Annotated in this window: 22 protein-coding genes; 11 read left to right on the forward strand and 11 right to left on the reverse strand. The window is 62.4% G+C overall.

The features are described 5' to 3' along the window. Positions 1-198 precede the first annotated feature (198 nt). Positions 199-2649: a penicillin acylase family protein gene (locus tag ABVN20_RS19890; protein WP_368557395.1), complete on the reverse strand. Its 2451-nt coding sequence runs from the start codon at positions 2647-2649 to the stop codon at positions 199-201. 172 nt (positions 2650-2821) lie between these two features. On the opposite strand from ABVN20_RS19890, the gene ABVN20_RS19895 reads away from it, so the two are divergent. Beyond that, positions 2822-3379 carry a cysteine hydrolase family protein gene (locus ABVN20_RS19895; protein ID WP_368557396.1) on the forward strand — a complete coding sequence of 186 codons (558 nt, stop codon included), beginning with the start codon at positions 2822-2824 and terminating at the stop codon, positions 3377-3379. A gap of 153 nt (positions 3380-3532) precedes the next feature. Here ABVN20_RS19895 and ABVN20_RS19900 read toward each other — a convergent pair whose 3' ends face one another. From ABVN20_RS19900 to ABVN20_RS19915, 4 genes are read right to left on the reverse strand one after another with little or no spacing between them, the layout of a single operon-like run. Further along, a complete protein-coding gene (locus ABVN20_RS19900; RefSeq protein ID WP_368557397.1) occupies positions 3533-3736 on the reverse strand; it encodes an SEC-C metal-binding domain-containing protein in 204 nt (67 codons plus the stop codon). Beyond that, on the reverse strand, positions 3733-4227 hold the full coding sequence (locus tag ABVN20_RS19905; protein WP_368557398.1) for an LEA type 2 family protein: 495 nt from the start codon (positions 4225-4227) through the stop codon (positions 3733-3735). The genes ABVN20_RS19900 and ABVN20_RS19905 overlap by 4 nt, the downstream gene beginning before the upstream one ends. A gap of 47 nt (positions 4228-4274) precedes the next feature. After that, the gene (locus ABVN20_RS19910; RefSeq protein ID WP_368557399.1) at positions 4275-4751 is read right to left on the reverse strand and encodes a YchJ family protein; all 477 of its coding nucleotides are present in this window, start codon (positions 4749-4751) and stop codon (positions 4275-4277) included. 4 nt (positions 4752-4755) lie between these two features. Then, complete coding sequence (locus ABVN20_RS19915; RefSeq protein WP_368557400.1) at positions 4756-5253, reverse strand: DUF6231 family protein; 498 nt, start codon at positions 5251-5253, stop codon at positions 4756-4758. 189 nt (positions 5254-5442) lie between these two features. Between ABVN20_RS19915 and ABVN20_RS19920 the strand changes: the two genes are divergently transcribed. The 4 genes from ABVN20_RS19920 to ABVN20_RS19935 all read left to right on the forward strand — a co-directional run bounded on the left by ABVN20_RS19920 (position 5443) and on the right by ABVN20_RS19935 (position 8124). Then, positions 5443-6138 carry an OmpA family protein gene (locus ABVN20_RS19920; protein ID WP_368557401.1) on the forward strand — a complete coding sequence of 232 codons (696 nt, stop codon included), beginning with the start codon at positions 5443-5445 and terminating at the stop codon, positions 6136-6138. A gap of 89 nt (positions 6139-6227) precedes the next feature. Further along, a complete protein-coding gene (locus ABVN20_RS19925) occupies positions 6228-6947 on the forward strand; it encodes an OmpA family protein (protein WP_368557402.1) in 720 nt (239 codons plus the stop codon). A gap of 147 nt (positions 6948-7094) precedes the next feature. Further along, positions 7095-7373: a DUF1145 domain-containing protein gene (locus tag ABVN20_RS19930; protein ID WP_368557403.1), complete on the forward strand. Its 279-nt coding sequence runs from the start codon at positions 7095-7097 to the stop codon at positions 7371-7373. Then, positions 7366-8124 (forward strand): collagen-like protein, encoded by a 759-nt coding sequence (locus tag ABVN20_RS19935; protein ID WP_368557404.1) that lies wholly within the window; start codon positions 7366-7368, stop codon positions 8122-8124. Before ABVN20_RS19930 ends, ABVN20_RS19935 begins: the two co-directional genes overlap by 8 nt. Positions 8125-9113: 989 nt before the next feature. On the opposite strand, the gene ABVN20_RS19940 is transcribed toward ABVN20_RS19935, so the two are convergent. Continuing rightward, on the reverse strand, positions 9114-9578 hold the full coding sequence (locus tag ABVN20_RS19940) for a DUF2269 family protein (protein ID WP_368557405.1): 465 nt from the start codon (positions 9576-9578) through the stop codon (positions 9114-9116). 99 nt (positions 9579-9677) lie between these two features. Between ABVN20_RS19940 and dinG the strand changes: the two genes are divergently transcribed. From dinG to pdxH, 5 genes are all read left to right on the forward strand, one after another. Further along, positions 9678-11822, forward strand: a complete 2145-nt coding sequence (gene dinG, locus ABVN20_RS19945) for an ATP-dependent DNA helicase DinG (RefSeq protein WP_368557406.1) — start codon at positions 9678-9680, stop codon at positions 11820-11822. Between the two features lie 95 nt (positions 11823-11917). Beyond that, on the forward strand, positions 11918-14407 hold the full coding sequence (locus ABVN20_RS19950) for a beta-agarase (protein ID WP_368557407.1): 2490 nt from the start codon (positions 11918-11920) through the stop codon (positions 14405-14407). Between the two features lie 215 nt (positions 14408-14622). Next, positions 14623-15768 carry a serine hydrolase domain-containing protein gene (locus ABVN20_RS19955; protein WP_368557408.1) on the forward strand — a complete coding sequence of 382 codons (1146 nt, stop codon included), beginning with the start codon at positions 14623-14625 and terminating at the stop codon, positions 15766-15768. 111 nt (positions 15769-15879) lie between these two features. Then, positions 15880-16977 (forward strand): OmpA family protein, encoded by a 1098-nt coding sequence (locus tag ABVN20_RS19960; protein ID WP_368557409.1) that lies wholly within the window; start codon positions 15880-15882, stop codon positions 16975-16977. 24 nt (positions 16978-17001) lie between these two features. Then, positions 17002-17649, forward strand: coding sequence for a pyridoxamine 5'-phosphate oxidase (gene pdxH, locus ABVN20_RS19965; protein WP_368557410.1), 648 nt, complete (start codon positions 17002-17004; stop codon positions 17647-17649). A 5-nt stretch (positions 17650-17654) separates the two neighbouring features. Here pdxH and ABVN20_RS19970 read toward each other — a convergent pair whose 3' ends face one another. Next, entirely contained in the window at positions 17655-17891 is a 237-nt protein-coding gene (locus ABVN20_RS19970) for a hypothetical protein (protein WP_368557411.1), read from the reverse strand. A 168-nt stretch (positions 17892-18059) separates the two neighbouring features. Between ABVN20_RS19970 and ABVN20_RS19975 the strand changes: the two genes are divergently transcribed. Beyond that, positions 18060-18524, forward strand: coding sequence for a glycine zipper 2TM domain-containing protein (locus ABVN20_RS19975; RefSeq protein WP_368557412.1), 465 nt, complete (start codon positions 18060-18062; stop codon positions 18522-18524). A 74-nt stretch (positions 18525-18598) separates the two neighbouring features. Here ABVN20_RS19975 and ABVN20_RS19980 read toward each other — a convergent pair whose 3' ends face one another. From ABVN20_RS19980 to nhaA, 4 genes are all read right to left on the reverse strand, one after another. Continuing rightward, a complete protein-coding gene (locus tag ABVN20_RS19980; RefSeq protein ID WP_368557413.1) occupies positions 18599-18829 on the reverse strand; it encodes a hypothetical protein in 231 nt (76 codons plus the stop codon). A gap of 95 nt (positions 18830-18924) precedes the next feature. Next, on the reverse strand, positions 18925-19158 hold the full coding sequence (locus ABVN20_RS19985; RefSeq protein WP_368557414.1) for a hypothetical protein: 234 nt from the start codon (positions 19156-19158) through the stop codon (positions 18925-18927). Further along, positions 19155-20327, reverse strand: coding sequence for an S-type pyocin domain-containing protein (locus tag ABVN20_RS19990; RefSeq protein ID WP_368557415.1), 1173 nt, complete (start codon positions 20325-20327; stop codon positions 19155-19157). Before ABVN20_RS19990 ends, ABVN20_RS19985 begins: the two co-directional genes overlap by 4 nt. Before the next feature lie 121 nt (positions 20328-20448). Next, positions 20449-21636 (reverse strand): Na+/H+ antiporter NhaA, encoded by a 1188-nt coding sequence (nhaA, locus tag ABVN20_RS19995; RefSeq protein WP_368557416.1) that lies wholly within the window; start codon positions 21634-21636, stop codon positions 20449-20451. Between the last annotated feature and the right edge of the window lie 128 nt (positions 21637-21764).

Here is a 21764-nt window from a genome sequence, read left to right on the forward strand (position 1 = left end):
GTTAGCTAAGAGGTGGGCGCGGGGCGGGAAGTTCTATCAGGATTTTGGAGTTGGAGGAGATCCAACTGAAGGAAATGTCCCCAACTGTGGGAGCGGGCTTGCTCGCGAAAGCAGTGTGTCAGTCGATGAAATTGCTGAATGACACACCGCCTTCGCGAGCAAGCCCGCTCCCACAGGGGGGAGCGGAGCTGTTGAGGCTTATTTCCCAGGCGTCAACGTCAACCGCTTGGTCCCGTATACCTTGTCGTAGTTCTGCGACTGCATCGGCAGGCTCATGTACTGCCCCTTGAGCCACGGATCCACGCTATCGAGGTAATGCGGGCTGGCCGGGTTGCCGGACTGGCCGGTGCCGTTCTGGCCCATCAGCGGTTCGGCCTGGCCGAAATCGACGATAAAGCGCATGGCCGGCGCCAGCGTGGTGTTGAAGTCCTCGCCCCAGGCGAACGCGGCCATGTTCAGCGTGGTTTGATCGCCGCCGGCGGCCAGTGGTCCGCGCACGGTCCGGCCCTCGGTGTTTTTCCATTCGTAGCGGTGCAGCTTGCCCCACTGCCAGGCCCGGTGATCGCCACCCAGCAGGCTGTCACCGGCGGTGATTGCCGCCGCCAGGCTGCGGGCAAGAATCGCCGGCTTGTCTTCTTTCTGCGGGGTGCGTGCGTCATCCCAGAACGGGCTGTCTTCGCGGCCGAGCAGGTGATCGGCTTGCGCGGCGTAGGACAACTTGCCATTGGCGATAAAGGCTTTCCACGTCGGGCTGCTTTGCGGGCCCAGTTCGTCGAGGAAAATCTGCTTGGCGCTTTCCTGCAGGAACAAGGCGTAGATCGCCGCATCGGCGGAGGTCGGCGCGAGCTTGCCGTCGAACGCCATCAGCCGGCTCAGCGCTTCGCGGGCCTTGCCGCGATCGGCTTCAGGCAAGGCCTCGATGGCCTGTTTCAGTGGCTGGGCCATGCCCGGCGCGCTGAACATCTGTTTGAGTTTGGCCGCGAAGGTGGTGGTCTGGTCGTACTGCATGGCGATCACGCTGCGACCGTCATGCTTGCCGGCGCCGGCCAGTTCGGCCAGGCGCTCGCCACGCTCGGGAGCGGCCCACGAATTGGACAACTGCATGCCATAGCCGTGGGGGATCACGCGCTGGTTGGCGGTGCCGAGCCAGCCCTGGGCCGGGTCCTGATCGTAGGGGTGCAGCATCGGGTCGGCGTAACCGTCCCAATCGTAGCGACCGTCCCAGCCGGGCGAGGGCAGCAGGCCTTCGCCTTCGCGACGGTTCGGGTAACGACCGGTGACCTGCCAGCCAATGTTGCTGGCGTCGGCGAAAATCAGGTTGAGGGTGATCGCGCGGATCTCCCGGCTGGCGTCCGACGCACGCTCGACGTTCTGCGCCCGGGACAGGTCGAAAAACGCGTCCAGGGATTTGTCATCGGCAAAGCTCGGCGTCTGCAAGGCCAGGCCGAAGCCGTTGCCCAGCGCGGTGCCCTGGGCACTGTTGAGCAGCGGCCCGTGGCGGGTTTCGTACACCGCCTCGCGAATCGGCCGCTGGCCTTTGACGAAATAGGTTTCGTTGCGCACGATCACCGGCTGCCATTTGCCGCTGGCTTCATAGGTCAGGCCGTTGCCTTGGCGGCGGATCTTTTCCAGGAACAGGTCCTGGTTGTCGCCCATGACCGACGCGGTACTCCAGGCCACCTTGCCGTTGAAACCGCCCAAGACCATTGGCAGACCGGCGAGGGTGACGCCGGACGCCTGATACTTCGGCGCGCGGATCTGCACGTAGCTGAACATCGACGGCACGCCCAGCGGCCCGTGGCTGTCGCTGGCCAGCAGGCTCTTGCCGCTGCGGCTGCGTTGCGGCGCGATGGCCCAGTTGTTCGAAGACGCGGCGCTCAGCACATTCAGTTCGGACAGTTGCGCGGTAGCTTTGCCGACATCGGCGAGACCCGGGATCGTGCCGTTGAGCTTGATCCCCTGGAGTTTTTCCGCCTCGGCTTCCGGCAGTTTTTCATCGGCGGCGGACGGCGTCAGCCACGGCAATTTGTCGGTGGTGACGGTCTGGGCGAGGACCAGCGAGGCGATTTCCTCGGGCAGGTTCGCCGACTGGCTGAAGTTCAGCAGGCAGAACATCAGCGCCGAATCTTCAGGTTTCCAGTATTCGGGCTTGTAGCCGGTGGCGGCGAGATCGGCCGGCAACTTGTCGCGGTAGCGGAACAGGTAGGCGTTGACCCCGCGGGCGTAGACCTCAAAGAAGCGCTTGAGCCGAGGCGAGGACGTCTTGTACAGCTCGTCCGCGCTTTTCTTCAGGTTGACGGCGCGCATGTAGCGGTCGACATCAAGCATCTCGGCACCGGACATCTCGGCCAGACGGCCCTGGGCCAGCAGGCGCAGGGTGACCATCTGGGTGATGCGATCGCTGGCGTGCACGTAACCCAGGGTGAACAGCGCGTCGTGGAAGCTGCTGCTTTCGATCAGCGGCATGCCCATGGCATTGCGTCGCACCGAAACGTTCTGCGCCAACCCCTTGATTGGCTGCACGCCGACGGTCGGTACCAGGCTGTCCTGGGCATTGAAGGTCTGACAGCCGCTCAGGCCCAGAACACCGGCCACTGCTGCGGCAACGCCGAACCGGGGAAGAAATTGTGTGAGGGCTGGCGAGGCCATGGCGAGGCTCCTGCGGGGGTGGCGTCAGTAAAGGCGCTACGTTAGTGAGCACGCGGTGCCCGCGCAAGCGGGGCAGCGGGTTATTTATGGATTTGTCGGACGAATGCTTGCCTGTGGCAGGGGTTGATGCTCAAGTGCGGGAAATTCACTGGTCTTGCGCGGGAAAAATGGCATGCAGCTCAAGAGCAACGCGGCACTGATCATCATTGATCAGCAGAAAGGCATCCTGGAGCCGAGGCTGGGGCGGCGTAACAATCCACAGGCGGAAGAACGCATGCTCGAACTGCTCGGCGCCTGGCGGCGCAGCGGGCGGCCGTTGTTTCATGTGCAGCACCTGTCGCGCTCGCCCGACTCGGTGTTCTGGCCGCAGCAGTCCGGGGTGGAGTTTCAGCCGCGCTTTGCGCCACGGGCCGGTGAGCAACTGATCCAGAAGCAGGTGCCGGATGCGTTTTGTGCCACCGGGCTGGAGGCTCGTTTACGCGAGGCGGGGATCGAGCAATTGGTCATCGTCGGCGTGGCGACGAACAACTCGGTGGAATCCACGGCGCGAACGGCCGGGAACCTGGGGTTCGACGCGTGGGTGGCCGAGGATGCGTGCTTTACCTTCGACAAGGCGGATTACTTCGGCCAGATGCGCAGTGCCGAGGAAGTGCATGCGATGTCGTTGGGGAATTTGCAGGGGGAGTATGCGACGGTGGTGGGGGCGGCGCAGATTTTGGCAGGAGTCTGAATGGGGTGGTGGCTGTCAGGGCCCCATCGCGAGCAGGCTCGCTCCCACAGGGTACGGTGTTGATACAGACTTTATGTACACCACCAATCACTGTGGGAGCGGACTTGCCCGCGATAGCGGTCTAACCGGCGAAGCAATTCTCAGCCCGAAGGATCAAGCCCCGTGGCACTTCTTGAATTTCTTGCCATTGCCGCACGGGCAAGGGTCGTTGCGGCCGACATCTTTCAGGGCGTTGCGCACCGGCTCCTGGGGGCCGTGGTTGCAATGCGGGCCGTGGACGTGGCCATGGTCGTGATCATGGTGATGGTCATGATCGTGGTTGCAATCAGGGCCGTGGACGTGGGGTTGCTGGGTCATCGGGTGTGCTCCGGAATTAAATCGGCGGGGATTATCACGCCATTGCGCGCCAGGTGCACGTAGTGTGCGATGAATAAACCGGTTTCCAGCTCACCTTCCAGCCGATAGGGAATGGGTTGGTCGGATTTCTCCAGCAGTTTCACCAGCTCGCGCACCTTGGGCCACAGGTTGGTGCGGATCGGTACCTTGAAAAAACCGCTGCGCTTGGGCTCTACGGTAAACCAGTGTTCATGCTCACCTTCGGCCAGCAGGATGTTGCCCAGGTGAATCCGGTATTCGAGGCCTCGTACGGTCAGGTCGCTGTCGGCGGGGTTGTCCACCCGGAAGTACAGCTCGAAGCGTTGCTGCATCAACTTGGCCTGGACCACTTCGACCTTGACCAGGTGCACGGCTGGGTCCGGCGTGTCGTCGCTGAACCACGACGCACAGCCGCCGAGCCCCAGTATCAGGGGCAGAGCGAAGAGGAACTGGGCGAACCGACGACTGATCATGGTGGCATTTCTCCCTTGACCCCCAGTCTAGCCCGTCGCGGATCATCTCAACTGGCGAAATACCCCGCGCAGCATTTCTTGAACTTCTGCCCGCTGGCGCACGGGCAGGCATCGTTGCGACCGGCCTTGAGTGCCACGGTGGGGTCGATGAAATACCAGCGACCGGCGTTTTGCACGAACGAGGAACGCTCGCGGTGGCTGTGCTCGCCGCTGCCGTCATGCCAGCGCGCGGTGAAGGTCACGAAGGCGTGTTCCGGTTGGCCGCCAAAGACCTCGGAGCTTTCCACTTCAAGGCCCAGCCAGGTGCTTTGCGCGCTCCAGTCGCTGATGGATTGCCGGTCCAGCCCGGCCTGTTGCGCGGGCAGGGTGGTCGCCACCAGGTAATCGACCAGGCCCAGGACATAGGCGCTGTAGCGCGAACGCATCAGGGCTTCGGCGCACGGGGCCGGGTGGCCGGCGTGGAAGTGGCCGCAGCAGGCGTCGAGCAGGGTGCCGCTACCGCAGGGGCAGATGGATGTACTCATTGCGTTACCACCAGTATTTCCCGAAGTTTTCCGGATTGGCCCAGAAGCGTGAGTTGAGCCAGTCGGGGACTTGTTTGTAGTCAAGCAGATCGTAGGTGAACAGGGTCAGCACCTGTTCGTCACGCTGGAAACGTTCGCTGGCTTGCAGGGCCAGGGAGAAAAAATCGGTTTCCTGCCAGCCGCTGGCCGGCACGTCCGCCAGCACCGCGAGGCGGCTGGCGTTGAGGTTGCGAATGCCACCCAGCAGGTTCAGACCTTCGCGCTTGGGCAAATGTTCGAGGCAATCGACCACCAGCGCGAGGTCGAAACGACGCGCCGCCAGCTCGGCGGGCAACGGGCCGGGCGCGGCGTGGGCGACGCAGGTGTCCGGGTGTGCCGATTTGAACGCCTCGAGTGCGGGGAACTCGCTGGCACCGATCAGCAACAGGCGCGGCGGCGCGTAACGATCGAGCAAAGCGGCCAGCGCCTGCTGCGGCGTGCGCGAAGAAATAGCTGCAGTCATCAAAGATCCTCAATCAGAACGCCAAGACTAGCGCGCCCGCAGGCCCAGATATAGAGCGGCCAGACGCCACAGGTGAGGATCTGCCGTGAATACTGGACGAAACTGCAATGGCCTATTGCTGGCGGAGATTAAAACTCGGGTCTTTACTCCCTGAATCGGTTCCAAGCCGATCCTTCAGGAGAAAACTAGATGAGCATAGTTCGGACAGCACTACCTTTGGTTCTGCTAACCAGTGTGTTGACTGGTTGCGCAGGTTTGCAGAAAACCGACTGGCCGACCTGTGCGGCGGTCGGCGGTGTCGTGGGTGCGGGGCTCGGCGCGACCGAGAGCTCGGCCTGGGCAGGTTATGGCGCACTGTTGGTCGGCGGTACCGCCGCGGCCTATTGCTGGGTGCACGGTGATGGCGACGAGGACGGCGATGGTGTGCCGGACAGTCGCGACAAGTGCCCAGGCACGCCGCGTGGCGTGAAAGTCGATGCCGATGGCTGCCCACCACCTGTGCCTGCGCCAGTGGTTGAAGAAGTGGTTGTGGTCAAGGAAGAAACCATCGTCATCCGTGATGTTCACTTCCAGTTCGACAAAGCCACGCTCACCCCAACCGACAAACAGGTCCTGGATAAAGTCGCGACTCGCCTGAAACAGGAAAACGAAAAAGCGCAATTGACCGTAACCGGTCACACCGACAGCGTCGGCAGCGATGCCTACAACCAGAAACTGTCGGATCGTCGTGCTCACTCGGTGGTCAACTACCTGGTTGAGCAGGGCGTACCAAACAGCAGCTTCGTGTCTGTGACCGGTGCCGGTGAAAGCCAGCCGGTAGCCGACAACAAAACTGCCGAAGGTCGCGCGCAGAACCGTCGCACCGAAATCAAGATCAACCGCTAAACCCCTCGCATCCGCGGCTTGTGCAGTCGCGGATGCGGGTCTTTACTCCTGTGTAGCCGGCATCGGCCGGTAACACAGGAGCTTTCCATATGAGCGTACTCATTCGGACCGTCTTGCCGGTTGTGCTGCTGGGCAGCCTGTTGACCGGTTGCGCTACTCACAGTGATGGCACTGCCCCCCTCAACCAACGAACCTGGCCGATCTGCAGCGTCATCGGCGGGCTGGTCGGTGGCGGCCTGGGCGCCATTGAAAGTGGCGGATGGGCGGCCGGTGGCGCGGCGCTTGGAATCCTGACCGGTGGCCTGATCTGCTATGCCCAGGACGGCGACGAAGACAGTGATGGCGTGTTCGATCGGCGCGATCGTTGCCCCGACACGCCGGCCAATACCCCTGTCGATCATCGCGGTTGCCCGTTGCCGCAATATCCGGTCAGCGAAAAACCGGTTGAGCCTGCCCCTGTCGAAATCATCACTTTGAGTGATGCCGGCGCCGTCCTGTTCGCCTTCGACAAATCCGACCTGACGCCGGCGGCCCAGGATCAGCTCGATCAAGTCATGCCCAGGCTGCAAAGCCCGGACGTGAAAACCATCAAAATCATCGGCCATACCGACAGCAAGGGTTCGGACGCCTATAACCAGGCGCTGTCGGAACGTCGAGCCAGCAGTGTGGCGGCCTACCTGCTGGGCATGCACATCGCCCCGGAGAAAATCACCAGCGAAGGTCGCGGCGAGAGTGAACCGGTAGCCGACAACGAAACGGACGAGGGCCGGGCGAAAAATCGCCGCGTGGAATTGCACCTCAATCGCTGAGCCCTGTGCCAGAGCCGTCGGATCGTTCCTGCAGACGATTCGGCGGCCATTGCGCAATCTTCATGAAGATTTTTGCCTCGCCCTCTGGCTAATCCCGCGTGGAAGCCGTTACTGTGCGTAAAAGAATAATTCTCAACGGGGGCGCTTATGAAGGTGTTTTGGGGGCTGGGGAAGCTGTTGACCCTGGTGTTCTGGGCCGTGGTGCTGGTCAATTCGATCATCCCATTCGTCTATCCGCTGCACTTGCTGGTCAATCTGGCCGGTGGCCTGCTGGCGGCCCTGCATCTTCTCGAGGCGGTCTTCTGTTTCCGTAGCCTGCGCGGGCGTCCCCATCCCTGGGGTGATCGTCTGAAGATTCTCCTTTTCGGTGTTTTCCACCTGCAAACCATTCCGGCTCCTGCCGAATCTAAGGCTTCCCATGCGTAAACTCTGTCTGCTCGCTGCATTTATCAGTCCGTTCGCCTGTGCCCAGGTGGTCAGCGTCGAAACCAACTCGCTGATGCGCTTGCCCAACGCCACCAGCACCTTGCAGCTCGAGCGCCTGGAAGTGGCGGATTACGGCACGTTGCTGATTCCTTCGAATGTCACCGAGGTCAGTGTCGGTGAGTTGCACCTGGGGCGTGAGGCGCGAATCGCTATTGTGCCCAGCGAAAATGCCCTGGAGTTGAAGGTCAATCGTGCCGAGCTGTCCGAGGGCAGCCAGATCACGGCGCGCGGTGCGCCGGGGACCTACCAGAAGGCGGCCCGTGCGGGGCGTAATCTTAATTTGCAGATCAAGGCGCTGACGGCACCGCTGTTGTCGGTCGATGCCCGTGGCGGTACCGGGGCGCCGGGGTTTGTCGGGCTCGATGGGGCCAATGGTCAGGCGCCGGGCTGCACGTGGGGGCAGGCCGGTCGCGGTTCCGATGGCAGCAACGGCAGCGATGGGCAGCCGGGGGCACCGGGGGCGTTGGTGCGTCTGGCCTTGCCGCAGGATTATCCGGCGGAGCAGATCAAGGTTCGGGTCGAGGGGGGGGCCGGTGGCCTGGCGGGTCCTGGTGGCAAGCCGGGAGCCGGGGGCAAGGCCAAGGGTTGCCTGATTTACAAGGCTGATGGTGGCAAGAGCGGTAAGCCTGGGGTTGATGGCCAACCTGGGGCTGCTGGGGCCGCTGGGGCGGTGACGGTGCAGCGGTTGTAATTCGCGGGGGGCGCTGTACCTGTCTGGGAGGGGTAAATCTGTAGGAGCGGGCTTGCCCGCGATGGCGTTATTCGACTGTGGACATATCCATTGTTGCGGTCATGGCCGCTTCTGGTTTCGCCCTTACGGCGACTCACTTTTTTACAAGCGCCTAAAAAAGTAAGCAAAAAACGCTCGCCCCAGCGTACGGCCCCTCGCTGATGCTCGGGGTTCCTTCGCTCCGGCATCCATCCGGGGACATCGCCTCCGGTTTGCTTCGCTGCACCTCCTCTCGATGTGTGCGGCTGCGCCGCACGGCGCTGCGCGCCTATTCCCCGGATGAATGCCTCCACTCAGCCTGCCGAAGGGGCGGGTGGATCAAAAGCAAAATCAAAAGCTAGATCAAAATCTGTTGCTCCACCTGTGGGAGCGGGCTTGCTCGCGATGGTCGTCAACGATAACGCGGGATACCTGACACCCCGAGGTGTTCTGGCATTCATCGCGAGCAGGCTCGCTCCCACAAGATCAACGCAATTACCTGTGGGAGCGAGCCTGCTCGCGATGGTCGTCAACGATGACGGTGGATACCTGACACCCCGAAGTGTTCTGGCATTCATCGCGAGCAGGCTCGCTCCCACGAGATCAACACAATTCCCTGTGGGAGCGGGCTTGCTCGCGATGGTCGTCAACGATGACGCTGGATACCTGACACCCCACGGTGCCCCGGCCACCATCGCGGACAAGTCCGCTCCTACAGAAAATCAAAATCCCAAATGCGACGCGACCCACTGTGGGAGCGAGCCTGCTCGCGATGGTCGTCAACGATGACGCTGGATACCTGACACCCCAAGGTGCCCCGGCCACCATCGCGGACAAGTCCGCTCCTACAGAAAACCAAAATCGACGCGATTCCCTGTAGGAGCGAGCTTGCTCGCGATGGTCGTCAACGATAACGCGGGATACCTGACACCCCACGGTGCCCCGGCCACCATCGCGGGCAAGGGGAGGGGTTAGAACGTCAGTCTGGCCGCGGCAATTGCCACCAGCGCCAATCCGACCATCAAATTGATCCCCACCAACCGGCGAATCCTCCCCAGCACCGCAGCCCCGGCCGGCCAGTCCTCGGCGGTGACCGCAGTGCGCAGCTCCGGCAGCATCAGTGCCTGGATGCGGATGAACAGCGCGGTCATCACCAGGTACAGGCCCATCATGATCTGGACATAACGCGGCGCCGCTTCGAAACCGCTGTATTGCAGATGGATCATGCCCACGCCGCTGATCGGCAGCAGTACGACCGCGATCCAGACCCAGCGGAAAAAACCTTGAAACACTTCTACCCACAGCTTCAGCCGGGCAGGGCCTTCCAGGGCCTTTACGGCAGCGGGGCGCAGGACCATCCAGGCGAAGAACATGCCGCCGACCCAGACCAGGGCGGACAGGACATGCAGGGTGTAAACCAGGCTAAAAGGTGTCATTCGGGTACTCCGTTCTGCGCGGGATTGATTAGCGGGGTATGATAGCGACCGATTGAAACCACTGAAAATTTATCCAGCGTTTTTTGCGCCCGACAATTCATGATCAGCACTGAACTCAAAACCACGATCCAGGGCGCCTACTCGCGTTTTCTCGAAGCCAAGAGCCTCAAGCCGCGTTACGGCCAACGCCTGATGATCGCCGAAGTCGCCAAGGTCCTGGGTGATATCGACACCGACGACGAAGGCCGGCGCAGTGGCGAACCGGCGATTGTCGCGGTGGAAGCCGGCACCGGTACCGGCAAGACCGTGGCCTACAGCCTGGCGGCGATCCCGACTGCCAAGGCGGCGGGCAAGCGCCTGGTGATCGCCACGGCAACGGTGGCCCTGCAGGAGCAGATCGTCTACAAGGACCTGCCGGACCTGATGCGCAACAGCGGGCTGAATTTCAGCTTTGCCCTGGCCAAGGGGCGTGGGCGCTACATGTGCCTGTCCAAGCTCGACATGCTGTTGCAGGAAGGCCACGCGCAAACCGCCACGGCGCAGCTGTTCGAAGAAGAAGGCTTCAAGATCGAGGTGGATGAGGCCAGCCAGAAGCTGTTCACCAGCATGATCGAAAAACTCGCCGGCAATAAATGGGACGGCGACCGCGACAGCTGGCCCAACGCGCTGGAAGACGCCGACTGGGCGCGCCTGACCACCGATCACAGCCAGTGCACCAACCGTCACTGCCCCAACTTCGGCCAGTGCGCCTTCTACAAGGCCCGTGAAGGCATGGGCAAGGTCGACGTGATCGTCACCAACCACGACATGGTCCTGGCCGACCTGGCATTGGGCGGCGGTGCCGTCCTGCCGGACCCGCGCGACACCGTGTATGTGTTCGACGAAGGCCACCACCTGCCGGACAAGGCCATCGGCCACTTCGCCCATTACACGCGCCTGCGTTCCACCGCCGACTGGCTGGAAACCACCGCCAAGAACCTAACCAAACTGCTGGCCCAGCACCCGTTGCCGGGTGATCTGGGCAAGCTGATCGAGCAAGTGCCGGAGCTGGCGCGGGAGATCAAGACCCAGCAGCAGTTCATGTTCACCGCCTGCGAGCAGATCGCCGATTTCAAGCCCGGCGAAGACGTCGAGGGCCGTGAGCGCCCACGCCATCGTTTCGTCGGCGGGGTGATCCCCGAACATATGCGCGAAATGGGCCTGGAACTGAAAAAGGGCTTCGCCCGCCTGACCGACCTGTTCACCAGGCTCACCGACCTGCTCAAGGAAGGTATGGACGGCGAGGTCAACATCGGCATCGCCAGCAACCAGGCCGAAGAGTGGTATCCGTTGTTCGGCAGCCTGTTGTCGCGCTCGTCGGGCAACTGGGAGCTGTGGACCGCTTTCACCGTCGAAGACCCGGAAGACAACCCGCCGATGGCCCGTTGGCTGACCCTGGCCGAAAGCGGTTCGCTGTTCGACATCGAGGTCAACGCCAGCCCGATCCTCGCGGCGGAGATGCTGCGGCGCAACCTGTGGAACGTCGCCTATGGCGCCTTGGTGACCTCGGCGACCCTGACCGCACTGGGCACCTTCGACCGTTTCCGCATGCGTGCCGGCCTGCCGAAAAAAGCCGTGACCGCCGTGGTCCCAAGCCCCTTCCACCACGCCGATGCCGGTGTGCTGCGGGTGCCGAACCTCAACGCCGATCCGCGCGACGCGGCGGCGCACACGGCGGCGATCATCCGCGATCTGCCGGAACTGGTTGAAGGTTCGCGCGGCACGCTGGTGCTGTTTTCCTCGCGCAAACAGATGCAGGACGTGTTCGACGGCCTCGACCGCGACTGGCGCAAGCAGGTGTTCATCCAGGGCAACCTGTCGAAACAGGAAACCCTGAACAAGCACAAGGCACGGGTCGACGGTGGCGACTCCAGCGTGCTGTTCGGCCTGGCGAGTTTCGCCGAAGGGGTCGACTTGCCCGGTGCCTACTGCGAGCACGTGATCATCGCCAAGATTCCGTTCTCGGTGCCCGACGATCCGGTCGAGGCGGCGTTGTCCGAGTGGATCGAGGCGCGGGGCGGCAACCCGTTCATGGAAATCTCCGTGCCCGACGCCTCGCTGAAGCTGGTCCAGGCCTGCGGGCGCCTGCTGCGTACCGAAGAGGATCGCGGCACCATCACCTTGCTCGACCGGCGCCTGGTGACCCAGCGTTACGGCAAAGCCATCCTCAATGCGTTGCCGCCCTTCCGTCGTGAAATTTCCTGAAGACCCGGTGGGCAAATCTGCCCACCGTGTTGTCTATCTCTCTGCCATCGCTTTTCCACAGGCCTTTGCTGGTCGTTAGGGAGAACTCCGTTCTTATGATCCGCCGTTCGTTGCCCGCTGTTTTTGCCGTGCTCTTCACCGCCCCTGTCTGGGCGGCACCTGCCGGCCAGCAGACGCTGTTCAACTTTGTCCGCCCCGCCGACGTCGTCCAGGTGGCGACGCAGGACGCGAGCCTGCCGCAGTCGAATGCCGAGCAGACGCCGGAAGGTGAAGTGCTGCGCCGGGTGACGTTCAATCCGGTGGCGCAACCGACCCTGCGCCTGACTCCGCAAACCGGTGCCTGGGACTGGTCGCAATCGGGGATGATGAGCCTGCGGATCCAGAGCGCGATGAACTGGGCCGTGACCCTCTACGTGAAAATCCAGAGCAACGACGGCAAGACCCTGGTCAGCCGCGTTGACCTGCCAGCCGGCCCGGCGCAGACGCTGCTGGTGCCGCTGCAACCGAGCACGCCGCTGAGCCAGGGCATGAAGGCCGGCCCGCCCATGCCGATGACCGTGGACGGCCAGCGCGTATTGCTGGCCAGCAGCGCCGGGGAACTGGACCGCAGCCAGGTGGTGTCGGTGAGCCTGTCGATGGATCAGCCGAAAGCGGCGCAGAGCATCCTGCTGGAGCGCTTTGGCGTGCAGGATGGCGAGGCCGTGACCCAGGCAGCCTACGGTGGGCTGGTGGATGCCTACGGGCAATCGACCCGGGCTAAATGGCCGGAAAAGGTCAGCAACGACGAGCAACTCAAGGGCGCCATCGCCAAGGACCAGCAGCAAAGCAAAAACTGGCTGGCCGAGCGCCAGAAGGCCGCGCTGGACAAGTTCGGCGGCTGGACCCAGGGCCCGACCTTCAAGGCCAGCGGTTTCTTCCGCAGCGAAAAGCGTGACGGTCGCTGGTATCTGGTGACGCCTGAAGGGCATCCGTTCTACTCGCTGGGGGTCAATACCGTCGCCCCGGATGTCAACCAGACTTACGTGGCCGGCCGCGAGTGGATGTTCGAATCGCTGCCCAAGGCCGACGAACCCCTGGCCAGCCACTACGGCGAGGGCGACAACCGGGGTGGCAACGGCGCCGACCAGGGGCGTGGCTACAACGCCGGCCGCTGGTACGACTTCTATGGCGCCAACCTGCAACGCCTGTACGGCAACCCTTGCGCACCGCTCAGCGAGAACAAGGCCGGTGTCGCGGAGGCGGCCAAGGCCGATGCGGTGCAGGCCGCCAGCGAAAAATCCGCCGAGCCGCCGGTAGTGCCGTCCGCTACTGAATCCGGTGTGGCCGAAGCCGCCAAGACCGCTGCAGAAGATGCGAGCGTGGTCAAAGCGGTCGAGCAGAAACCCTGCACCGCAGTGATCGACCAACAACGCTGGGCCAGTCATGCCCTGGATCGCCTGCAAGCCTGGGGTTTCAACACGATCGGCAACTGGAGCGCCCCGGTGCTCGGCGACGCCGACCGCGTGCCCTACACCTTGCCGCTGTCCATCGTCGGTGACTACGCCAGCATCAGCACCGGCGCTGACTGGTGGGGCGGCATGCCCGACCCGTTCGATCCGCGGTTTGCCATGGCCACCGAGCGCGCCGTGGCCATCGCCGCCCGGGATCATCGCGACGATCCGTGGCTGATCGGCTACTTCGCCGACAACGAACTGGCCTGGGCAGGGCCTGGCGACGATCCGAAATCCCGCTATGCGCTGGCGTATGGCACCTTGAAACTGACCACCGACGTGCCGGCCAAGCGGGCATTCCTCAAGCAACTGCGCGACAAGTACCGCAACCAGGCGGGCCTGTCCAAAGCCTGGGGCATTGACCTGCCGGCGTGGGAGTTGATGGAGGACCCCGGTTTCGAACCGCCGCTGCCGAGCGCCGAGCACCCGGAAATCGAGAACGACTTCAAGTATTTCCAGAAGGTGTTTGCCGACACCTACTTCAAGACCATCTCCGACTCGCTCAAGTGGCATGCGCCGAACCAGTTGCTGCTCGGTGGCCGTTTTGCCGTCAGCACCCCGGAAGCCGTGGCGTCCTGCGCGCAGTATTGCGATGTGCTGAGCTTCAACATGTACACCTTGAAGCCTCAGGACGGCTATGACTTCGCCAGCCTGCGCAGCCTCGACAAGCCAGTACTGATTACCGAATTCAACTTCGGCTCGGCGGATCGCGGGCCGTTCTGGGGTGGCGTGACGCAACTGGCCAAGGAAGAGGATCGCGGGCCGGCCTACGCCAACTTCCTCAAACAGGCGCTGAGCGAGCCGTCGATTGTCGGCGTGCACTGGTTCCAGTACCTCGATCAACCGGTGACCGGGCGCCTGCTGGACGGCGAGAACGGGCATTTCGGCCTGGTGGGTGTTACCGATGTGCCGTTCCAGGGCTTTGTCGACAGTGTGCGCAAGGCCAACCTGGCGGCGGTCGATCAGTTGGGCAAGGAGGCGCAGAAGGCCCGGGTCGAAGCGGACAAGGCCAGCCATGATGCCTCGGGTGGCCGCCAGGGCGAGGCCGGCCAGGGAGCAGGGCATGCGGGTGGGCATTCGGGGAATGGGCATTAAGGCCTGAAACCGCGTTATCGTTCATCGCGAGCAAGCTCGCTCCTACAGGGGACGGCGTCGTACCTGTAGGAGCGAGCTTGCTCGCGATGGCATTCTCAAATCCGCAATCAATCCCACCCCAAACCGACCGCCCAGCCCAACCCTGTTCCCAAAACCCTCAATGGCTGGAACAATGCCGACCACTTTGTTCAAGATTTGTCCGAGGAAAATCACGGGTGCAGATTCAGGGTCATTACGAACTTCGGTTCGAAGCGGTGCGCGAGGCGTTTGCCGCGTTGTTCGACGATCCCCAGGAGCGTGGCGCGGCGTTGTGCATCCAGGTCGGTGGTGAAACGGTCGTCGATCTATGGTCCGGCACCGCCGACAAGGACGGTCTTGAAGCCTGGCACAGCGATACCATCGCCAACCTGTTTTCCTGCACCAAGACCTTTACCGCCGTCACCGCACTGCAACTGGTCGCCGAAGGCAAGCTGCAACTTGATGCCCCGGTGGCCCGCTACTGGCCCGAATTCGCCGCCGCCGGCAAGGAGTCGGTGACCCTGCGCCAACTGCTCTGCCATCAGGCCGGCCTGCCGGCGCTGCGTGAATTGCTGGCCCCCGAGGCGCTCTACGACTGGCAAACCATGGTCGATGCCCTGGCCGCCGAAACCCCCTGGTGGACACCGGGGACCGCCCACGGTTACGCCGCCATCACCTACGGCTGGCTGGTCGGCGAGTTGCTGCGTCGCGCCGACAACCGTGGGCCGGGGGAGTCGATCGTGGCCCGCGTCGCCAAGCCGCTGGGGCTGGACTTCCATGTCGGCCTGGCCGATGAAGAGTTCTATCGCGTGGCACACATCGCCCGGGGCAAGGGCAATGTCGGTGACGCCGCGGCCCAGCGCCTGCTGCAAGTGACCATGCGCGAGCCGACGGCCCTGACCACCCGGGCGTTCACCAACCCGCCGTCGGTCCTGACCAGCACCAACAAACCTGAATGGCGGCGCATGCAGCAGCCCGCGGCCAATGGCCACGGCAACGCCCGCAGCCTGGCCGGTTTCTACGCCGGCCTGCTCGATGGCAGCCTGCTGGAAAGCGAAATGCTCGAGGAGCTGACCCGCGAACACAGCGTCGGCGAAGACAAGACCCTGCTGACCCGGACCCGCTTCGGCCTGGGTTGCATGCTCGATCAACCCGATGTGCCCAACGCGACCTACGGCCTCGGCCCGCGGGCGTTCGGCCATCCAGGCGCGGGTGGCTCCATCGGCTTTGCCGACCCGGAGCACGATGTCGCCTTCGGCTTCGTCACCAACACACTGGGGCCTTACGTCCTGATGGATCCGCGCGCGCAGAAGCTCGCCCGGGTACTGGCCACTTGTCTGTAAAACGCGCTCAAGGGTTCCAGGGCCGGAACCCGAAGGCCTTTATGTTTTCCAATCGACAATTTATGCGGGTCCTCCCGATCCGATTTCATGATCACTTTTTGTGGATATCCAATGTCATTCAATAAAACCACCCTCGCAATGGCCCTGTGTGTCGCAGTCACCGGTTGTGCACAGACTCCAAAAAATGACTCCGACGGCGGCAGCTGGTGGTCGTTCGGCTCCTCCGACAAAGTCGCGGCAAAAGAACCAACGCCTGCGCCAGCTCCGGTAAAACCCGTAGCAGCGGCCCCGGCGGCCAAGCCTGAAAGTTCCAACCCGTGGTATTGGCCGTTTGGTTCCGAAGAAGCTCTGGACAAGAAACCCGAGGTCAAACCTGAAGCCAAGCCGGTCGAAGTGGCGAAGGCCGAGGCCGAGTCGAGTGGCAAGTGGTGGTGGCCGTTTGGTGGTAAAGAGCAGAGCACCGCCAAGGCCGTGCCGATGCCTGACCCGAAAGTCACCCAGGCCTGGCTCGACGATTACGAACCGCGTCTGCGCACCGCGATCAAGGACAGCAACCTGCAACTCGAACGCCGTGACGATGTGCTGGTGATCACCGCGCCGGTCGAAGGCTCGTTCAACCCCGACCGCCCGGCCATGCTGCTGCCGGTGACACTGGGCCCGTTCACTCGCGTGGCCAAGGTGCTGGAAGTCGACCCGAAGACCGCCGTGCTGGTGCTCGGTCACAGCGACACCTCGGGTGCCGCCCCGGCCAACCAGAAGCTCAGCCAGGAACGTGCCCAGGCCGTGGCAGCGATCTTCCGCCTCAGCGGCCTGCAGCGTGATCGCCTGATGTTGCGCGGCATGGGCAGCGACGCCCCGCGTGCGGCCAACGACAGTGTTGAAGGCCGTGCCCTGAACCGCCGCGTTGAAATGCTGGTGACGCCACAAAACACCATGGTTGCGCTGCTGAGCAAATACAACATGCCAGCCCCGGCCCCGGTGAAAATGGTCGCGACCCAGGACGTCAAGCCAGTGGCCAAACCCGTCACTCCGGCGCCTGCCGTGAAGAAAGCCGACGTGCCGGCTACGAAAAAAGCCCCGGCGAAGAAAGCCGCTGCCAAGGCCCCGGCCAAGAAAGCACCGGCTAAAGCGCCTGCGAAGAAGACTGCACCGGCCAAGGCGGCCACGACTGACAAGAAAGTCGCGGCCACCGACACCACCAAGAAGTGATTCGTTAATCAAAAGGAATGCGCCATGACCCAGGGCCTGGCTGATATGCGTCGCGACTACACCCGGGACGGCCTGACCGAGGCGCAAGCCCCGGCCGAGCCGTTCGCGCTGTTCCACCAATGGTTCGCCGACGCGGTGAAAACCGAACAGGCCCCGGTGGAAGCCAACGCCATGACCCTGGCCACCGTCGACCAGGACGGTCGACCGCATTGCCGCATCCTGCTGCTCAAGGGCCTGGACGCCCAGGGCTTCACGTTTTTCACCAACTACGAGAGTGCCAAGGGCCAGCACCTGGCCGCGAACCCGTTCGCGGCCATGACGTTCTTCTGGCCAGCGCTGGAGCGTCAGGTGCGTATCGAGGGGCGGGTGGTCAAGGTGACGCCGGAAGAGTCCGATGCCTACTTCCAGGTCCGGCCGCTGGGCAGCCGCCTCGGCGCCTGGGCTTCCCCGCAGAGCCGGGTGATTGCTGATCGTGGCGAACTCGAAGCGTTGCTCAAAAGCACCGAGCAGCGTTTCAGCGACACCCAGCCCCATTGCCCCGACCACTGGGGCGGTTATCGCCTGCTGCCCGAGCGCATCGAGTTCTGGCAGGGCCGTTCGAGCCGTCTGCATGATCGTCTAAACTACCGTGCAAACGGTGCCGACTGGATTCTTGAACGTCTGGCACCTTAGGCAGTCTACCGACCGGGATAGCCTGCCGCGGCGGCTTCCAGCCACTGGGGCAAGTCCCGGCGCTTGATTTTCTGTGCCTGGGCGTTCGCCAGTTGCTGGAGCATGAAGACTTTCTTATGCTCGTCTTCACCCGCCAGAGACAGGGCCAGGTCACGGTCCATCCAGCGTTTGATCCGCACGTATATCCACCAGTGGAAATACAGACCGGCGACGGTGGTGACGACAATGATGAAGTAATCCATGACAACCCCTGGTTGAGCGGCGCATATTCGGCCAAATGCCGAGACGTAGAGCGAAGTGATTGGAGACGCCTGTACCAGGCCTGAATCAAACACATTTTATCCGGGCAGTGTCGTGACAGGCGTCAAGCCGCGGAGTTTAATGAATACTTGTCCTTTGGAGTTGATGCTATGCGTAAGTCTGTTCTGCTAATTGCTTCCTTTTCCACGATGGCGATGTTGCTCACTGGCTGCCAATCGAGCCTGACCGGTGACTCCTACTCCCGTGACGAAGCGCGTCGCGTGCAGACGGTTCGCATGGGCACCATCGAAGCCCTGCGTCCGGTGAAAATCGAAGGCACCAAAACCCCGATCGGCGGCCTCGCCGGTGCAGCGGTGGGCGGCGTCGGCGGCAGCGCCATCGGCGGCGGTCGCGGCAGCATCGTTGCCGCCGTCATCGGCGCCGTGGCCGGTGGCCTCGTCGGTTCGGCCGCTGAAGAAGGCCTGACCCGTACCCAGGGCGTCGAAATCACCGTACGCGAAGACGACGGCAGCATGCGCGCCTACGTCCAGCAGGTTCAGGAAAACGAAGTCTTCCGCGTGGGCGAGCGTGTACGCATCGCCACCGTCGACGGCACCAGCCGTGTGACGCACTAAGCGCAGCAGCGGTAAAGAAAAACCCCGATCAGCGAGAGCTGGGTCGGGGTTTTTTGTTTCTGGTTGTTTCTGTTCTATGCGTTACAGGTCAATTGGAATGTGTACGCAGGGTCATAAATAGTTTTTCCGAGCAACTCCTGCAGGGCGCCAAGCTGCTGCGGATTCAGGTTGTATCCTTCCCAACCCTGCTGCTCAGTCACCCATCCCATGATTTCCTTCAGCTTTTCATCAGAGCCTTGCGGCAGCTCTTCTTCGAATGCCAGGAATTCGGTTTTTTTATCGAACGCTTCAATCAAGTAAATCATGGCGCTGGTCCCTTCCTGCGCTCAGCTAGTCTTGAATATTGCGCTGAGGGGGGAGGTGAATCTTTCCTGCGATTCCTTCATTGCATGGGGAAAAGTCAATCTGAATGCCCGACGACCTGGAAGAGATATTTTGGATCGTAGAAGTCGTTGTTGAGCATTAATTGCAGTTTCTCAATCTGAAAAGCGTCGAGATCGTAGCCGTAAATTTCGTCTTCGGGGTCCTTCCATCCCATAATTTTTCTCAACTCTTCAATTTTCATCGCTGGGATGTGCACTTCGAAACCTAGTGCCTCGGTTTCCTTGTCAAAAGCGAAAATGATGTGATTCACGGTTCAATCCTTCTTGTGGAGTCCGCCGGTTTCGTTCTGTTTCCCGTTAGTGGGTCAAACTCACCAAGATGCCGACCTCGCTTGTCGTACATCTCTACCGCTCCATGTTGATAGTCCCATTCCAGAATTCGTCCATCCGCAGTTTTCCAGCGCTTTCTCGTGCCTTTCCCTTTTACTCTTGTTTTTTGTTTCGCCGCAATTGCATCGGGAAAAGCAATCAGTCCTGTTGGTGCCTGATGGTATTTGTGGCTGGAGGCGACCACGACATAAACCGGCCGAACCCCCGACCCTACCGGAAACACAAGAATGAAATCCTTGTAATCCGGCGGGTAGACCGGATCGACGATGATTGCATCGGCCTGTTTCGTCGGCGGGTACACCCAGATGTGCGGTGCTTGCGGCGCCGCTTCCAGCTTGGGAATGCCGAGAATGTCCGAACCATCGACCGCCGGGGTCCAGATCAGCTCGATACCGTCTCCGAGGTCCGCGACGTACTGGTTGTCGCGCAACGCCAGCTGCACCACATCGACCATTTCCCAATCGCGCTTCGTGCCGATGTAGAAGCCATAGCCCTTGAGAGTACCGTCGGCTTGCTGCTCGACATGCAGGCGCATGCGGGTGCGGGCCTGTTTCAGGCTGCGCAGTTGCTCTTCGCTGTAGAGCGCACTGTCGCCCAGGCTGGGCGACCAGAACACCGCCACCAGCGCAACCAGCGCGGTTGAGCCGGCCACGCTGAGTGCGCCGGTAGGTGCTGCAGCAGCCGGTGTCCACAGCGCCAGTCGGCCGATCGCCAGCGCCGCACCGCCGATGCGGTTGAGTTCTGCCAGGCCTGCGTTGTTGACCTCGGACGCGCCGAGCCAGGCGATTTCGCCGTAATCCTTGAGGCTGTCGGTGGGCACCATCCCCGAAGGGTTCGTGTAGTCGATGATGGCGTCCGGCAGCTTGCAGGACTTGGCGAACACGCAGCCGTTGCGAACCGCCTTCGCCTCACTAGCCACCACCGCCCGGCGTTCTTCGAACGCTTGCTGGCGCGCGAGCATGGCGTCGTAGACTTTTTGCCTGGCCTCACGCTCGGCCAGCTCGGTGGCATTCATCAGGCGATAGGTCACATGATGGCCGTCGCCCGACGGTGGGTTTTTTAGCTTGGGAATATCCTTGCTGCCAGCCACTGATCATCCTTGTGTTCTTACGTCGCCAACCCTGAAAAAGCGGGTTGTGCGACGTTAACGAAGCGGATTGATCGTGGCTGTAGGACGCGTCCCTAAAGGAAGGGAGAGATGTCGCTGATTATCAGGACGGCAACGCAGCGCTCCTGCGACTCGCCGCCGCCGTCACTGCGTAACCGATCAGGGCCGCCAGGATCGAGCCGGTGAGGATGCCCATGCGGTCCATGCCGGCGTATTCGCTGGCGCCGGGGACGAAGGCCAGGGAGCCGACGAACAGGCTCATGGTGAAACCGATGCCGCAGAGGATCGCCACCCCCAGCACCTGCCCCCAGTTGGCGCCCTGAGGCAGGGCGGCCATGCCGGTCTTGACCGCCAGCCAGGTCAGGCCGAACACGCCGATGGTCTTGCCCAGCAGCAGGCCGATGGCGATGCCCATCGGTACGTAGTGGGTGAAGCTCTCGACAGTCACGCCACTGAGGGACAGGCCCGCATTGGCGAAGGCGAACAGCGGCAGGATACCGTAAGCCACCCACGGGTGGAGGGCGTGCTCCAGGGCCAGCAGGGGTGAAGGTTCGGCGTTTTTCGTGCGCAGCGGGATGCAGAAGGCCAGGGTCACGCCCGCCAGCGTCGCGTGGACGCCGCTCTTGAGCACGCACACCCACAGGATCAGGCCGATGATCATGTAGGGCCCCAGCTTGACTACGCCGAGGCGGTTCATCGTGATCAGGGCGATGATGCAGGCGGCGGCCAACGCCAGGGACAGGGTCGACAGGGCGCCGGAGTAGAAGATCGCAATGATGATGATCGCACCCAGGTCATCAATGATTGCCAGGGTCATCAGGAACAGTTTCAACGACACCGGTACACGCTTGCCCAGCAGGGCCAGGACGCCAAGGGCGAAGGCGATGTCGGTGGCCGTGGGAATCGCCCAGCCGCTGAGCGCGGCGGGGTTGTCGCGGTTGAAGAACCAGAAGATCAGCGCCGGCACGACCATGCCGCCAATGGCCGCAGCACCGGGCAGGACGATCTGCGACGGTTTCGCCAGTTGGCCGTCGAGCACCTCGCGCTTGACCTCAAGGCCGATCAGCAGGAAAAACAGGGCCATCAGGCCGTCGTTGATCCACAGCAGCAGGGGCTTGGCGATGTTCAGGGCACCGACCTGGACCGCCACGGGGGTGTCCAGCAAGCCGTTGTACAACCAGGACAGCGACGAGTTGTTGATGACCAGGGCGAGGACGGCCGCAGCGATCAATAACAGACCGCTGGCAGCTTCCAACTGAAAGAAACGCGTGAAAGTGCTACGCAGAGGCAAGGTCGCTCTCCATCGAATAATCAAAAAGGTGGCACACCCTAACCCGTACCGTTAGTTGTTAAAACAAAAGTTATATTCTTTTTTGTTATATACGATTCTGGTGCAGAAAATCGGCACGGACCTGAGCC

The sequence above is a fragment of the Pseudomonas sp. MYb118 genome (assembly GCF_040947875.1).
GTDB lineage: Bacteria > Pseudomonadota > Gammaproteobacteria > Pseudomonadales > Pseudomonadaceae > Aquipseudomonas.

What these genes read in the sequence shown, in the direction of transcription:
- ABVN20_RS19890 (WP_368557395.1), bottom strand. Translation starts at nt 2,649, where the DNA reads ATGGCCTCGCCAGCCCTCACACAATTTCTTCCCCGGTTCGGCGTTGCC.
- ABVN20_RS19895 (WP_368557396.1), top strand. Translation starts at nt 2,822, where the DNA reads ATGCAGCTCAAGAGCAACGCGGCACTGATCATCATTGATCAGCAGAAA.
- ABVN20_RS19900 (WP_368557397.1), bottom strand. Translation starts at nt 3,736, where the DNA reads ATGACCCAGCAACCCCACGTCCACGGCCCTGATTGCAACCACGATCAT.
- ABVN20_RS19905 (WP_368557398.1), bottom strand. Translation starts at nt 4,227, where the DNA reads ATGATCAGTCGTCGGTTCGCCCAGTTCCTCTTCGCTCTGCCCCTGATA.
- ABVN20_RS19910 (WP_368557399.1), bottom strand. Translation starts at nt 4,751, where the DNA reads ATGAGTACATCCATCTGCCCCTGCGGTAGCGGCACCCTGCTCGACGCC.
- ABVN20_RS19915 (WP_368557400.1), bottom strand. Translation starts at nt 5,253, where the DNA reads ATGACTGCAGCTATTTCTTCGCGCACGCCGCAGCAGGCGCTGGCCGCT.
- ABVN20_RS19920 (WP_368557401.1), top strand. Translation starts at nt 5,443, where the DNA reads ATGAGCATAGTTCGGACAGCACTACCTTTGGTTCTGCTAACCAGTGTG.
- ABVN20_RS19925 (WP_368557402.1), top strand. Translation starts at nt 6,228, where the DNA reads ATGAGCGTACTCATTCGGACCGTCTTGCCGGTTGTGCTGCTGGGCAGC.
- ABVN20_RS19930 (WP_368557403.1), top strand. Translation starts at nt 7,095, where the DNA reads ATGAAGGTGTTTTGGGGGCTGGGGAAGCTGTTGACCCTGGTGTTCTGG.
- ABVN20_RS19935 (WP_368557404.1), top strand. Translation starts at nt 7,366, where the DNA reads ATGCGTAAACTCTGTCTGCTCGCTGCATTTATCAGTCCGTTCGCCTGT.
- ABVN20_RS19940 (WP_368557405.1), bottom strand. Translation starts at nt 9,578, where the DNA reads ATGACACCTTTTAGCCTGGTTTACACCCTGCATGTCCTGTCCGCCCTG.
- dinG (WP_368557406.1), top strand. Translation starts at nt 9,678, where the DNA reads ATGATCAGCACTGAACTCAAAACCACGATCCAGGGCGCCTACTCGCGT.
- ABVN20_RS19950 (WP_368557407.1), top strand. Translation starts at nt 11,918, where the DNA reads ATGATCCGCCGTTCGTTGCCCGCTGTTTTTGCCGTGCTCTTCACCGCC.
- ABVN20_RS19960 (WP_368557409.1), top strand. Translation starts at nt 15,880, where the DNA reads ATGTCATTCAATAAAACCACCCTCGCAATGGCCCTGTGTGTCGCAGTC.
- pdxH (WP_368557410.1), top strand. Translation starts at nt 17,002, where the DNA reads ATGACCCAGGGCCTGGCTGATATGCGTCGCGACTACACCCGGGACGGC.
- ABVN20_RS19970 (WP_368557411.1), bottom strand. Translation starts at nt 17,891, where the DNA reads ATGGATTACTTCATCATTGTCGTCACCACCGTCGCCGGTCTGTATTTC.
- ABVN20_RS19975 (WP_368557412.1), top strand. Translation starts at nt 18,060, where the DNA reads ATGCGTAAGTCTGTTCTGCTAATTGCTTCCTTTTCCACGATGGCGATG.
- ABVN20_RS19980 (WP_368557413.1), bottom strand. Translation starts at nt 18,829, where the DNA reads ATGATTTACTTGATTGAAGCGTTCGATAAAAAAACCGAATTCCTGGCA.